Source organism: Flavobacterium sp. (assembly GCF_044371705.1).
Classification (GTDB): Bacteria; Bacteroidota; Bacteroidia; order Flavobacteriales; family Flavobacteriaceae; genus Flavobacterium.
The window spans coordinates 1-15,049 of sequence record NZ_JBILTE010000050.1 but is presented as its reverse complement, the minus strand read 5'-3'; the positions used below and the strand labels follow the sequence as shown (position 1 = coordinate 15,049).

Genomic DNA, 15,049 nt, shown 5'->3' with positions numbered 1-15,049 from the left:
TACCATTACCTTTTTTAAACAAGTGGATGGCGATATTTATCCCGAAGCCGAACTTCCTGAGAATGCAAGAAAACTGAAGGGATTCATTTGGCGTGGCGACGAACGAATCAAATCGAAAGAAGATATTTTTCCTCCCGAAGAAAATGAATATGAGGATTTAATGAAAAAAGAAACGGCCAAAGAAAAAGCAAATGAAGCTGTTCCGATGGAAGTCCGCAAAGAGACACTAGAGTATAAAGAGGAGAAGAAAAGCAGCTAAAACAATGTCGAGTCCTGGGTTGAAACCTGAAACCTGAAACCTGAAACTTGAAACTTGAAACCTGAAACCCGCAACTCGCAACTCGAAACCCTAAAAATGAAAGAAGAATTCCTTAAATACCAAGCACAAACCTCACCCTATCCTTTGGCAATGGAAGTTTCACATGCCAAGGGTTCCTATATTTATGACACCGATGGTAAAAAATATTTGGATTTTGTAGCAGGTGTTTCCGCTTGTAGTTTGGGTCACCAACACCCGCGTGTGAATCAGGCAATCAAAGACCAATTGGACAAATATTCGCATGTAATGGTTTACGGCGAGTATGCTCAAAACCCAGCAGTTGAGTTTTGCAAGCTTTTGGCAGAACATATGCCAGAACCACTAAAGAAAACCTATTTAGTCAACTCAGGAACCGAAGCTACGGAAGGTGCGTTAAAACTGGTCCGACGTGTAACGGGAAGAAGTCAATTGATTTCCTGTCACAATGCCTACCACGGCAACACCATGGGTTCGATGAGCGTGATGGGATTTGAAGAACGCAAGCAAGTGTTTCGTCCATTGATTCCCGATGTAGATTTTATTACCTTCAACAACGAAGAGGATATTCAAAAAATCAGTACACGAACTGCAGGAATTATTGTAGAAAGCATCCAAGGCGGGGCAGGTTTTATTCAACCTGAAAACGGTTTTCTTAGAAAAGTAAAAGAACGTTGCGAAGAAGTAGGTGCTTTACTAATTGTAGATGAAATTCAACCCGGATTTGGCAGAACCGGAAAACTATTCGGTTTTGAAAACTATGAAGTAGTTCCAGATATCGTCATTATGGGCAAAGGAATGGGTGGCGGAATGCCCGTTGGAGCTTTTACAGCCAAACCGGAATACATGGATTTATTGAGCGACAACCCAAAATTAGGACACATTACAACGTTTGGCGGACACCCTGTCATAGCGGCAGCATGTTTGGCGACACTACGAGAAGTGACAGAAACGGACTTAATTCCGCAGACTTTGGTGAAAGAAAAGCTGTTTCGAAAGCTTTTGGTACATCCTTTGATAGAAGAAGTACGAGGAAAAGGATTGATGTTAGCCGCAATGGTTCCAACTGCAGAAATAACGAATGAGGTGATTTTCAAATGCCAAGACAAGGGATTGATTCTATTTTGGTTGCTTTTTGAAGGTCGAGCCATTCGCATTACACCGCCCCTAACCATTTCCGAAGAAGAAATAAAAGAAGGCTGTGCAATTATTTTGGAAGCATTGGATGAAGTTCTGAAAGATAATAAGTAATAATAAGCACTAAGGACCAAGGACTATTTACTAAGGACTAATCACTAGGCCCTAAAAATTGTTAATAAATTGTTTACAACAAACAAGCAACCAATTAAAAATCAGACGCATCCTTGACTAATTTAGGAGAGGATAATTTTAAATATACTGAGTATGCATTTAAGTCACGAAGAAGACGATTACAACGTATCCTTATCCAGGTTTGAATCAATGTTAAAAACCAACAAAGTTTTTTTCTTTGATTCAGAAGAATTCGAGGACATCATTCTTCATTATCTGGACATTGGAAAGGCATCTCTAGCAAAAAAAGCCTTAAAATTAGCACTCGAACAACATCCAAGATCAACCGGTTTAAAGCTGGTTCAAATTGAAATGTTGATTTATGATGATAAGCTCGAACTAGCTGAAAAATTGTTAAACGAGCTCTACGCAATCGAACCTACTAACGAAGAAATCTACATTCAAAAAGCAAACATTTATTCCAAACGTGACCAACACGAATTGGCCATTGCAGAATTAGAAATTGCTTTGAAATTTACCGACGATAATGCCGATGTCTATAATCTGATGGGAATGGAATACCTCTTTTTAGACAATTTAGAATTGGCCAAAGAAAATTTCATCAAATGTCTGGAAGAAGATATCGAAGACCAATCAGCACTATATAATGTAGTGTACTGTTTTGAATTTTTAGACCAACATGTGGAGGCAATAGACTACTTAAACTCCTATATCGACAAAAATCCGTACAGCGAAATTGCTTGGCACCAACAAGGTCGATTGAGTTATAGCATCAAAAATTATGAAAACGCCTTGCGTTGCTTTGATTATGCTACTTTAATTGATGATTTTTTTGTGGGTGCCCACATGGAAAAAGGCAAAGCTTTGGAAAAATTGAAAAGATATGAAGAAGCTATTGAAAGTTTTGAAAAAACAATCGAATTAGAAGATGCTACTTCTTATGCCCTTTTGCGAATAGGTAAATGTCACGAAAAATTAGGCAATAAAGCAGAAGCAATAAAATATTACAATAAAACCGTTCACGAAGATCCGCTGTTAGACAAAGGTTGGATTGCAATTACTGATTTTTATTTGCGGCAGAAAAACTACCAAAAAGCCTTGTTTTATGTAAACAAAGCAATTGCAATTGACAACGAAAACCAAATGTATTGGAAGCGTTATGCAACTATTAACAAACAAATGAACTTTTTTGAAGAAGCAGAATACGGCTATCGAAAAGCAGTAGAATTTGGCGACTATCAATTAGACACTTGGTTGTTTTGGGTGGACATCATGCAGTTTTTAGGCGAATTTGACAGTGCCATCAAAACACTAACACAAGCCGCTGAATATTTTCCTGATGAATTTGAAATTGAATACCGACTCGCTGGCATGCATTATATGTTGCAAGAAAATACAAAAGGTAAAACACATTTACTTAACGCACTGCGTTTGAACGCAATAAATCGTTCGCTTTTAGAAGAATTGTTCCCTGTGGTTTGGGATCGAAAAGTGGTGCAAAATGTGATACTAAAACATTTGAAATCTTAATTGCATTTCGGTAGATTTCTAAAAAAAAATCCATAATTTGCGTTCCGTTTCCAAAAGCGGAACGCTTTTTTTATGAGAAAATTATTCCCTGATTATTTTTTGATTACACTTAAAGGCCTTGCCATGGGAGCAGCCGATGTAGTTCCCGGTGTTTCGGGTGGTACAATAGCATTCATCTCGGGTATTTACCAAGAACTAATCGATACCATCAATAAAGTAGATTTTTCCTTTTTCCCATCATGGAAAAAAAATGGCTTTAAAATTGCCTGGCAGCAAATCAACGGTAATTTTTTATTGGCTTTACTTTCCGGTATTGCTATCAGTATACTTTCGTTTTCAAAAGTTATCACGTATTTATTGGAAACGCAACCCATTTTAGTATGGTCGTACTTTTTTGGTTTAGTACTAGCAAGTATCTATTTTGTAGGTCAAGAAATAACTAAATTTTCGTTACCAACCATCCTCTCTTTTACAATTGGAACCGTTGTTTCTTATTATATCACTATTGTAGAACCAGTGGCATCACCCGATAGTTATCCCTATTTATTCTTATCAGGATTCATTGCAATAATTGCCATGATACTTCCAGGTATCTCCGGAGCATTCATATTGGTATTAATGGGTTCTTATAGTGTTGTCATCGGTACAATTAATGTTTTTAGAGAAGCATTAGTATCATTTAACACAACGCTTTTATTACAATCGATTCTAAAACTGGGAACCTTTGCCATTGGAGCTATTCTCGGAATCAAAATGTTTTCAAAAGTGTTACATTGGATGTTTGACCATCACAGAAACACTACTATGGCGTTATTAACCGGATTTATGTTAGGGTCTTTAAACAAGGTTTGGCCATGGAAGAAAATACTTTCGACCCGAATTGACTCGCATGGAAAGGAAGTAGCGTTCATGGAAAAGAGTATATTACCTCAAAATTTTGAAGGTGATAACCTATTAATCGTTGCAATATGTTTGATGATTGCCGGATTTTTAACTATTTTTATTGTAGAAAAAGTAGGCAACAAATTTTCGAAAGAAACCAACTAACACCGGTTAAATTGATTCAAAAGTAAACACAATGGAATTTCTGGATTTAGTATTCAAATTTTTATCACAGCCGGATCAGATACTTTCAAAACTCATTGAAAAATATGATAATTGGATTTATGCCATTTTGTTTCTTTTGGTATTTGCAGAAACAGGTTTAATTGTGATGTCCTTTTTAATGCCTTTTCTTCCTGGAGATGCTTTAATTTTTGCTATTGGAATGATTGCTGCTCGAGGCGAATTAGACATTACAATTGTTATCCCTTTATTAATTATAGCCGCTCTTTTGGGTGACAACGTTAATTATTATGTAGGTCGCAGATTTGGGACTTTCATTTTAAACAGTGAAAAAACATTCATCATTCGAAAAAGTCATATCAAACGTGCCCAAGAGTTTTTTGAAAAAAATGGTAGAAATTCAATCATCATAGCCCGTTTTATACCTGTTGTTCGCACTATCGTCCCTTTTTTAAGCGGTGCAACAAATGTTCCTTACAAAACCTTTTTAAAATTTAGTTTCATAGGAGCGGTTCTTTGGGTGGCATTGATTAGTTTATTAGGCTATTTTTTAGGTCAAATTGAGTATGTCAAAGAACATTTAGAAAAATTTATTATTCTAATTATTATTGTAGCCAACCTTCCCCTTCTCAAACAACTTTTCATAAGCAAGAAAGCAAAAAATGAATAAACGATTTGGACTAATAGGCAAAAACATCAGTTATTCCTTTTCAAAAAAATACTTTACCGAAAAGTTTGAAAAGAGTGACCTCGCGGGTTATACTTATGAAAACTTTGATTTGAACACAATCGCTCAATTTCCAAAATTACTTCGTGAAAATCCAGATTTAGCAGGACTTAACGTTACAATTCCTTACAAAGAAAAAATCATTCCTTATCTGGATAAATCATCTAAGAAAGCCACTCAAATTGGAGCTGTCAATTGCATCAAATTCACCAAGAAAGGAACATTAAAAGGTTACAATACGGATTGCTATGGATTTAAAAAATCACTACAACCTCTGCTAAAGCCACATCATCAAAAAGCTTTGATTTTAGGAACAGGCGGTGCCTCCAAAGCAGTTGCCTTTGCTTTGCAAGAACTCGGCATTTTATACACTTTTGTCTCTAGAGGTAAAACTGAAAATGCTCTGGATTACAAATATATCAACGCAACTACTTTTGACAACTATCAAATAATAATCAATTGTACACCATTGGGAACATTTCCGTTGGTAGAAGAGTTTCCGCCCATTCCCTACGACTATTTTTCACCAGAACACATCGCATTCGATTTGATTTATAACCCGGAAGAAACAACATTTTTAAAGTTTGCCAAAGCCAAAGGAGCCATGATTAAAAATGGTTACGAAATGCTTGAACTACAAGCTGAAAAAAGCTGGAGAATTTGGAATAAGTCTGCTTCAAACGAATCATAATTTTCTGTTTTCAGAGTAAAGCTCCAATTTCATTGAAAAAAATTGTTTTAAAAATGGTATTTCTTTGAATATTAACCGCTGTTTAGTATCTTTCCACCTATTTTATAAACCTCACACATTCGTACAATGTTAGAAGAAAAGAATGATAACCTGTCTCCAAGTGAAAATGAGACAGACGGAGCCTTAGAAAATGTTTCTGAAAATGAAACGCAAGAAGCAGTTGAAGAAAACCTTGAAAAAGCCCAACCTGAAACTAAGGAAAAAGTATCGGAAGTAACCGAAGAGGTAGAAGATCCAATAGAAATTGTTACTGAAGTTGCTGAAGAAGCAGCCACAGAAACAGTTGAGGAAACTCCTGCCATCGAAACTGTTACAAGTGAAACTACCATTACTCTTTCTGTTGAAGAACTTGCAAACAGCAATCCTGTGGAAAGCAATCACCAAGAAGCATTAAATGCGATTGCGGAATCGAATGCCGAAGAAAGTGAAGATGAAACATTAAAACACCGTCACGACATTCCGATGCTCGATTATTCTGAAATGTCAATGGATGCATTAGTGGATGAGTTGGAAAAATTAGCCGAAGTTGAAAAAGTAATGTCGGTTAGAGAACATTTAGAAGAATTAAAAAAAGAATTTTTAAACAAATACAATCATTTCATCGAAGAAAAAAAGGATGAATTTCATGCGGAAAATCCGGATGCAACGGAAGAGTTTGAATACCACTTACCTTTAAAATCTAAATTTGATACCTATTACAAACAAATAAGATCAAAGCAAAACGCTCATTTTAAAAGTTTACAAAACAATTTACAAGCAAACTTAAATCGTAGATTGGAAATTGTAGAGGAGATTAAGAACTTAATCAATCCGCAAGAAAACATCAAAGACACGTTAAAACACTTCAATGAACTGAGAGATGAGTGGAAAAATATCGGTCCGATTCCCCGCGATAAATACAACCATGTTTGGAACAATTACCATTTTCATGTAGAGAATTTTTACGATTATTTGCATTTAGACCGCGAAGCTCGTGACTTAGATTTCAAACACAATTTGGAACTAAAGCAAAAAATCATTGCTCGTGTGGAAGAATTGGTAACTGAAGTTGATATTGCAAAAGCTTTTAGAGAACTGCAAGATTTGCACCGCATTTGGAAAGAAGAAATTGGTCCGGTTGATCGCGAACACCGCGAAGAAATCTGGAATCAGTTTAGTGTATTGACCAAACAAATGCATGACAAACGCGAAGGATTATTTGCTACACAACGCGAAAGAGAAACAGCCAATTTAGAAATCAAAAAGGAAATTATTTCTCAAATTGAAGCCTTAGCAAAAGAAGAGGTAAGCGTGCATTCGCAATGGCAAGGGTTGATTGAAAAAGTGGAAGCCTTACGCAATGCCTTTTTCTCTGCAGGTAAAGTGCCGAGCGAAGTAAACGAAGCTACTTGGACTGAATTCAAAACTGCCGTTCGCAACTTCAATTCACATAAAAATTCCTTTTACAAAGACATTAAAAAGGAACAAAATGACAATTTAAACAAAAAAAATGCTTTAGTTGAAAAAGCTAAAGCCATGAGTTTAAGTGAAGATTTTGCTGCCACTACTCCATTGATGAAACAAATTCAGGAGGAATGGAAACAAATTGGTCACGTTCCAAGAAAATATTCTGATAAGGTTTGGAAAGAGTTTAAAGATGCCTGCAATCAGTATTTCGACCGAATGAAAGCGACTCGAAACGAGGCTAATTCAGAAGAAATTGAAGCTTTTGATAAGAAAAAAGAATATTTAGAGCAATTGAAAGAATTTCAATTGGTTGGCGATCATAAAACTGATTTAGACGCAATAAAAGCTCATATCGAACAATGGAAATCGTATGGAAAAGTACCTTTTTCAAGAAGACATATTGAAGGTAAATTCAACAAAATTCTCGATGCCTTATTTGAAAAACTTAGTATGAGTAAAAAAGAAAGCGACATGATGCGTTTTTCTAATAAGCTAGGCCAACTAGCCGGTGCAGATGATTCTCGTAAGTTGGAAGGAGAAAAAATCTTCATCATGCGTAAAATTGACGAATTACAATCAGAAATCTTCCAATTAGAAAACAATATTCAATTCTTTACACATGCCAAAAAGGACAATCCTATGGTAAAAGAAGTTTTTAAAAATATTGAAAAACACAAGGACGAACTGAAAACATGGCGAGATAAACTAAAGCAATTGCGAAATATCTCTCATGAGTAAGATACTATAAAACAGAAAGCCGACCCATGTGTCGGTTTTTTTTGTTATGACAATTATCATTTTTTTGTAAGGATTACTCAAATATCTTTGACCTATAATTCTTAGTAGAATTATACAAATCTATAAAGAAATTAGATGTATTGAAGTCAAAACTTTTTTACAGTTTAAAGAAATAATAAATGTCACTGATTCAAAAATATAATGTTCCTGGTCCGCGATACACAAGTTATCCAACGGTTCCTTATTGGGATGAAAAAAACTTTTCACTCGAAAAATGGAAAGAAACATTGATTCATTCCTTTGCAGATAGCAATAGTTCAGAGGGTATTAGCTTATACATACACTTACCGTTTTGTGAAAGTTTGTGTACCTTTTGTGGGTGTAACAAACGTATTACCAAACAACACGAAGTTGAAAACCCTTACATTGAAGCCGTTTTAAAAGAATGGGAATTATACTGTGAGTTGTTACCCAAAAAACCAATCATCAAAGAAATCCATTTGGGTGGTGGAACCCCTACCTTTTTTGCCCCTGAAAATCTGAAACGATTAATAAACGGATTATTTGAAACAGCAAAAAAACATGAAGCATATGAATTTAGTTTTGAAGGTCATCCAAACAATACAACGCGTAAACATCTTCAAACATTATTTGATTTAGGTTTTCGAAGAGTTAGTTTTGGTGTTCAGGACTACTCTGAGAACGTTCAAAAAGCTATTCATAGAATCCAGTCGTTTCACAATGTTGCCAAAGTAACTTTTTGGGCACGAGAAATTGGCTACACCTCTGTTGGTCATGATTTAATATTTGGTCTGCCATTTCAAAAAATAGCGGAGGTTATCGATACCATTGATAAAACGAATTCCTTACAACCGGATCGATTAGCATTTTACAGTTATGCTCATGTGCCATGGATTAAAGGAAACGGCCAGCGTGGTTTCAAAGATGAAGACTTACCAAAAGATGACGAAAAGCGACTTTTATATGAACTAGGTAAAGAACACCTTTCTAAAAAAGGCTATCATGAAATAGGAATGGATCATTTTGCGTTGGGAACAGACAGCATGTATCATTCATTTAAAGAAGGGAAATTACATAGAAATTTTATGGGTTATACCTCTTCAAAAACGCAAGTGATGATTGGATTAGGCGTCTCTTCTATTAGTGACAGCTGGTTCAGTTTTGCTCAAAATGTCAAAACTCTTGAAGAATATTATGATTTATTGGCACAGAATGAGTTACCGGTATTTAGAGGACACATTTTGACTGCAGAAGATTTGATTATTCGGAAACATATTTTGAATTTAATGTGCCAATTTCACACGACTTGGGCTGAATATGGGACTTACTTTTCTGAACTACCGGAAGTTATCGAACGATTACAAGAAATGAAAAATGATGGTTTGGTTCAAATAACTGAAAATGCCATTACTGTAACCGATAAAGGAAAAGCATTTGTACGAAACATTTGCATGGCCTTCGATTTGCGAATGACTCGAAATATCCCGAGCACGCAGTTGTTTTCGATGACGGTGTAGTTATTATAAAAGCACCTTTAAAAGATAAAACGCCCGAAAATAAATCGGGCGTTTACTTTTTATTTGTTCAGAAATGAAATAGCAACATATGAAGTTATCTATCAAACCTAACTTTTTTTACAGTTTATCTGTGAATATTAATGAGATGCTGATACAAGTTCAGCAGGACAAGCCACTTCGCATGACTGAAAGTTCAGCATCTCATCCATCTTAATTATTACACTTCAACTACTTCTTTCTGAAATTCTGCAACTAACTTACTTTGAATTTCATAGGCTACCGCTTCATAATGATCAAACTCCATTGCAATTCGGGCTCTGCCTTGCGAAAGCGAACGTAAGTCGTTTGTAAATTCATGCATTTCAGCAATTGGAATTTGGGCTTTGATAATCGTAAAATGGCCTTCGGCGTCCATTCCCTCCACCATTGAACGATGTGATTGGATGGTGCTCATAATTGCCCCGGTAATCTCCTCAGGAGCTGTAATAGTCACTTTATAAATAGGCTCCAAAAGTTTTGGGCTTGCATTGATGAAGTTTTCTTTAAAGGCCATCATTCCTGCAATTTTAAAAGACAAATCATTGCTGTCTACCGGGTGCATTTTTCCGTCGAATACGATGACGCGAACATCTTGAACGTGTGAACCCGTGAGAGGACCTTGTTGCATTTTTTCCATAATTCCCTTCAGGATGGATGGATGAAAACGTGCATCAATTGCACCGCCTACTATACAATTATAATACACTAGTTTCCCGCCCCACGCCAAATCAATTTCTTCTTTTCCACGTATTGAAACACCGGTTGGCTCAGGCATACCGTCATACCAAGGCTCAATTTTCATGGCTATTTCACCAAATTGTCCCGCTCCGCCCGATTGTTTTTTATGGCGGTAAACGGTTTCTGCTTCGGTTTGAATGGTTTCGCGATAAGCTACTCTTGGCTTTTGGAAACGAACGGAAAGTTTTTGTGCATTTTCCAATTTCCATTTGATTACAGCTAAATGTAATTCACCTTGGCAATGAATCAACGTCTGGCGTAATTCGGCAGAAACTTCCACTCGGATAGAGGGATCTTCCTCGACCAATTGATGCAAAGCAGCAGATAATTTTTCTTCCTCTCCTTTTTTGGTTCCTTCAACCGCTATTGTATAGGTTGGATTAGGAAATTGAATCGGTACGATTTCTATCGGAAACCCTTTTTGATGTAGTGTGTTATTTGTATGTGTATTTTTTAGCTTTTGTGTAGCACCGATATCACCGGCAACCAGTTCATCCACAGGAATTCTCTTATTTCCCTCCATTTCAAATAACTGGGTTATTTTTTCCACTTGGCCGGTGTTTTCATTGGTCAACTCATCACCTACTTTGATTGTTCCCGAAAGAACTTTAAAGAAACTTAAATCACCAATATGCGGTTCTGTTACTGTTTTATAAACAAAAATGGCTTTGTTGCCCTTGTCGGAGCAAGTAATTTCTTGTCCGTCAATGGTTTTTTGTTTGGGCATTTCAAAAGCGGACGGACATACATTATCAATAAATCCCATCAATCGTCCGGTACCCATATTTAATTTTGCAGAAAGACAAAAAACAGGAAATAGTTCATGTTTAATAAGTGAATGATGCAGACCTAGTTTCATTTCGTCCTCGTCTAATTCACCTTTATCGAAGTATTTTTCCATCAAATTTTCGTCGTTACCGGCAATGGTTTCAATTAATTCCTGATGCAAGCGATTGGCTTTTTCTTTTTCTGCATCCGGTATAGCCATTTTTTCAGGCTTACCTCCATTTTTTGAATACTTATACATCACCATATTCAACACATCAATGACTGCATCAAATTGTTCTCCTTGATTTACGGGATATTGAACAATTACCACTTGATTACCAAAATGTTCTTTTGCTTCAGTAATGGTTCGATCAAAATCCGATTTATCATTATCTAAATGATTGACTGCTAAAATTACGGGGAGTTTGAAATCATTGGTATACTGCCAAATGATATCAGTGCCCACTTCAACGCCCATTTTGGAATTGAGCAACATCAAACCACAATCTGCCACTCGCATGGCAGAAATAATTTCGCCCGATAAATCATCATAACCGGGCGTGTCTAAAATATTAATTTTGTATCCTCTCCATTTGGAGTTCATCAGTTTGGAGAATAGCGTTTTTCCTTTTTCATGTTCCATATCAGAATAATCTCCTACCGTATTCTGATCTTCAACCGTTCCTCTACGGTTAATAATTCCAGCTTCAAAAAGCAACGATTCTGCCAAGGTGGTTTTACCGCTACCCGTGTGTCCAAGCAATACCACATTTTTCACATGATTTATATCAAAATTTGTCATACTACAACTATTTAAAAATTATTATAGCATAAATTTCGAAATTTTTACGAAAAAAAAATATGATATTAATCAGTTTACTACTTTAATTTTAAGACAATAGAAATATAAAAGGCACTAATTTTTAAACCACAAGGAGAAAATTAGTGCAAAAAAAATAGTAAAAAAAGTAATTAATTATGACAGTCCGGATTTGCCTGTACAAGTAAACTTGTTGTATTAGGTGAAATATAAGGAATATCCAATCCCATGCCTCGCATGATGAACAAAGCACCTATAGCAATTACAAAAACAGGAATTAATTGTTGAATACGATTGCGAACAGGTACAGTTATAAAATTCGAAATAAGCACCACAGCACTCATCATGGGAATCGTGCCAATTCCAAACAAAACCATGTAAGCAACGCCTAAAAGTTCGCTTTGCATGGCAATGGCTCCAAAAAGTGCTGCATAAACCATTCCGCACGGCAAAAAGCCATTTAATAATCCAATGGTAAATAAGGCGTCGGGTGATTTCCGTTTGAATTGTGCTCCTAAATGTGCTTTTACTTTTGAAATAAGCTTGTACACCGGTTTCGAGAAATTGTATTTGGCCAAAGTCCTTTCCGGCACTACAACAAAAACAATCATAAAAATTCCCACTGCAATGGACAATTGCTGTTGTAATCCGGCAAGGAAAAGACCTTTCCCTAACATTCCAAAAAATAGTCCTAACATTCCGTATGCCGTCAAGCGTCCCAAATGATACAACATGATTTGCAGTACTTTCTTGGTGGGATTATTATGATCAACAGGCAACATCATAGCAATTGGACCGCACATTCCAATGCAATGAAAACTGCTGATCAAGCCAAAAAGTACTGCGGTGTAAAGCATACGAGTTACGGGTTATTGGTTACTTTTATTATTTACCCTTTACTTTTAAAAATAAATTGTTTTTTTATTTAAAAATTCTTTTCCGTCGTAGGTCCAATCAATAGAAATGTCCCAACGACCGCCAACCAAAGTACTTTTAGGTATGAGCAAATGTGAACCGGATAGGGAAATCGGAACTTCAAAATCCAGCTTTTTGTTTGACGGTCGGTAAAGGGACACTTTTCCTTTAACTAAGGTTACATCTAAATCGGATGGAAATGTTATTTTAATTCCTTCTTCCGAGGTTTTAATTTCAATTTTTTCAGACATATTACTTGCATTCTGCTCCTTTTGCATTTGATTTTCAAATTTGAGTTCTTGCTTGTAATATTCTTCTACTACTAATTCATTGTCATATTTACTATCCGATTGTACTTTAAATACAAAGAATAGAATAAAGGTCATAAAAAGTCCAAATGCAATGACAATTCCTGTTCCCCAGTTTATTTTCATTTTTTATGTTTTTAATACATCGGACTAAAGTCCGATGAAAGTTAGCTAAAGCAACGATTATTGATTAAAGCTTCTTGGTCCCATGAAATTGGTTGTTGTAGTTTCAATTAATACATCACCCTCATACACTTCAATTTTCAATTTGATTTTATCGCCTTCAATATAGGCGGGATTTATTTCAATAAATAGTGTTCCTTTTGCAATAGCATCGGGTTTTACTTTTACTTGAGGATTTCCAACCAATATAATTTCACCTTTGGGATCCACTAATTTAAATGTTACTTCATTGAATTCCTTAGTTGTTTTATTTATGATTTTATACGTATAAACATTACTGATGTTTTCTCCTTTATGTTCAAACAATTGTCCAGGTAGTCTCAAAATAGTTGCTTCAACATCATTTCGCAAGAAAAGCATTCCTACTAACACTCCAATTAAAATAACTAAAACAGCGGTATAGCCTTTCATTCGGGTTGTGAATTGGAATTTTTCTTTTTTTACAATTTTGTCTTCACTTGCATAACGAATCAACCCTTTCGGCAGTCCAACGTTTTCCATCATTGTATCGCATTCATCCATACACGCGGTGCAATTGATGCATTCTAATTGGGTACCGTTACGAATATCAATACCCGTAGGACAAACATGTACACATAATTTACAATCAATGCAATCACCTTTTCCGGTAGCAGCTCGGTCTTCTTGCTTGTTGAATTTTGCTCTTCCTAACTCTTTTTCCCCTCGAACATGGTCATAGGCAACATTGATGGATTTATTATCTAATAATACTCCTTGCATTCTACCATAGGGACAAGCAATAATACACACTTGTTCTCTAAACCATGCAAATACAAAATAAAAAACTCCTGTAAAAATCAATAATGCAATCAATGTACTGGTATGCAAAGCCGGACCTTCTTTAATCATGAGCAACAATCGGTCACTACTAACCAAATAGGCTAAAAAAACATTTGCAATTAGGAAAGATATAATAAAAAAGACAATCCATTTAGTCACTCTTTTGCGAATCTTTTCGGCATTCCATTCTTGCTTTTGTAAACGAATTTGAGCTCCTCGATCACCATCAATCCAGAATTCAATTCTGCGAAAAACCATTTCCATAAAAATGGTTTGCGGACAAAACCAACCACAAAATATACGTCCGAACACAACTGTAAAAAGTGCAAGCCCTACCACTCCGATAATCATGGAAATCACAAATAAGTGAAAATCCTGAGGCCAAAATGGAAAACTGAAAATATTGAAGCGTCGCTCCAATACATTGAACATCAAAAATTGATGTCCGTTAATTTTAATAAAAGGAGCTGCTACTAAAAATACAAGTAAGAAATAACTTAACAGCTTCCTTTTATCATAAAAAGGTCCCTTAGGTTTCTTAGGATAGATAAAAGCTCTTTTACCTTCTTTATCAATGGTTCCGATTGTGTCTCTAAAACTTTCTTCGGGTAACTTACTCATACCTTTTTATTGAAAAATTTACAAATCCCGCTTGAAACGGGTTTTATAGTTGTTATTTAGTTGCTGGTGCTACTTTTGTTTTTGTAGTATCAGTAACCGTAGAATCTTTAACAATTGTTGCATCGGGTGCATTTTCATCTACCCAAACATCGCCTTCGGATACTTTAGGATCAACCGGATTTGTTCCTTGAAGAGACAAAACATAACTGGCAACTTTCTGTAAATCAGATGGTTTTATTGTTGCTTTCCATGGAACCATTCCTTTACCTTCTCTACCACCTTCCATCAATGTATTAAAAACATTTTTAATACCACCACCCAAAATCCATTGGTTATCTGTAAGGTTTGGTCCGATAGAACCACCTCCATCTGCTCTGTGACAAGCGATACAGTTTACTTCGTATAATTTTTTACCAACCGCTAGTGCCGGAGCATCCGTTAACAACGTAACTTTATCTTTATCCATCAAATCAGGAGCGGTTAAATTATATTTT

At 35.8% G+C, this 15,049-nt stretch carries 12 protein-coding genes and 1 pseudogene; 8 read left to right on the top strand and 5 right to left on the bottom strand.

What is annotated here, in order from left to right; translation table 11 throughout:
• From ACIQ2S_RS05290 to hemN, 8 genes and pseudogenes are all read left to right on the top strand, one after another.
• Window positions 1-259: pseudogene (locus ACIQ2S_RS05290) on the top strand (OstA-like protein); the annotation flags it as partial.
• 96 nt (window positions 260-355) lie between these two features.
• Window positions 356-1,546 (top strand): aspartate aminotransferase family protein, encoded by a 1,191-nt coding sequence (locus ACIQ2S_RS05285; RefSeq protein WP_396173591.1) that lies wholly within the window; start codon window positions 356-358, stop codon window positions 1,544-1,546.
• Window positions 1,547-1,699: 153 nt separating this feature from the next.
• Window positions 1,700-3,097, top strand: coding sequence for a tetratricopeptide repeat protein (locus ACIQ2S_RS05280; RefSeq protein WP_396173588.1), 1,398 nt, complete (start codon window positions 1,700-1,702; stop codon window positions 3,095-3,097).
• 72 nt (window positions 3,098-3,169) lie between these two features.
• Window positions 3,170-4,144 carry a DUF368 domain-containing protein gene (locus ACIQ2S_RS05275; protein WP_396173585.1) on the top strand — a complete coding sequence of 325 codons (975 nt, stop codon included), beginning with the start codon at window positions 3,170-3,172 and terminating at the stop codon, window positions 4,142-4,144.
• Window positions 4,145-4,175: 31 nt separating this feature from the next.
• Entirely contained in the window at window positions 4,176-4,832 is a 657-nt protein-coding gene (locus ACIQ2S_RS05270; RefSeq protein ID WP_396173583.1) for a VTT domain-containing protein, read from the top strand.
• Window positions 4,825-5,580: a shikimate dehydrogenase family protein gene (locus ACIQ2S_RS05265; RefSeq protein ID WP_396173581.1), complete on the top strand. Its 756-nt coding sequence runs from the start codon at window positions 4,825-4,827 to the stop codon at window positions 5,578-5,580. The genes ACIQ2S_RS05270 and ACIQ2S_RS05265 overlap by 8 nt, the downstream gene beginning before the upstream one ends.
• 126 nt (window positions 5,581-5,706) lie before the next feature.
• On the top strand, window positions 5,707-7,824 hold the full coding sequence (locus tag ACIQ2S_RS05260) for a DUF349 domain-containing protein (protein ID WP_396173579.1): 2,118 nt from the start codon (window positions 5,707-5,709) through the stop codon (window positions 7,822-7,824).
• Window positions 7,825-8,003: 179 nt separating this feature from the next.
• A complete protein-coding gene (gene hemN, locus ACIQ2S_RS05255; RefSeq protein ID WP_396173577.1) occupies window positions 8,004-9,362 on the top strand; it encodes an oxygen-independent coproporphyrinogen III oxidase in 1,359 nt (452 codons plus the stop codon).
• A gap of 217 nt (window positions 9,363-9,579) precedes the next feature.
• Here the strand turns inward: hemN and ACIQ2S_RS05250 are convergent, their stop codons facing one another.
• The 5 genes from ACIQ2S_RS05250 to ACIQ2S_RS05230 form a co-directional block, all read right to left on the bottom strand.
• On the bottom strand, window positions 9,580-11,709 hold the full coding sequence (locus tag ACIQ2S_RS05250) for an elongation factor G (RefSeq protein WP_396173575.1): 2,130 nt from the start codon (window positions 11,707-11,709) through the stop codon (window positions 9,580-9,582).
• A gap of 170 nt (window positions 11,710-11,879) precedes the next feature.
• Window positions 11,880-12,584 (bottom strand): sulfite exporter TauE/SafE family protein, encoded by a 705-nt coding sequence (locus tag ACIQ2S_RS05245; protein WP_396173571.1) that lies wholly within the window; start codon window positions 12,582-12,584, stop codon window positions 11,880-11,882.
• A 45-nt stretch (window positions 12,585-12,629) separates the two neighbouring features.
• Window positions 12,630-13,076, bottom strand: a complete 447-nt coding sequence (locus ACIQ2S_RS05240) for a FixH family protein (protein WP_396173569.1) — start codon at window positions 13,074-13,076, stop codon at window positions 12,630-12,632.
• Between the two features lie 57 nt (window positions 13,077-13,133).
• Window positions 13,134-14,555: a cytochrome c oxidase accessory protein CcoG gene (gene ccoG / locus ACIQ2S_RS05235; RefSeq protein ID WP_396173567.1), complete on the bottom strand. Its 1,422-nt coding sequence runs from the start codon at window positions 14,553-14,555 to the stop codon at window positions 13,134-13,136.
• Window positions 14,556-14,607: 52 nt separating this feature from the next.
• Window positions 14,608-15,049: c-type cytochrome (locus ACIQ2S_RS05230; protein WP_396173565.1), on the bottom strand; the 442-nt coding region annotated here is incomplete at its 5' end.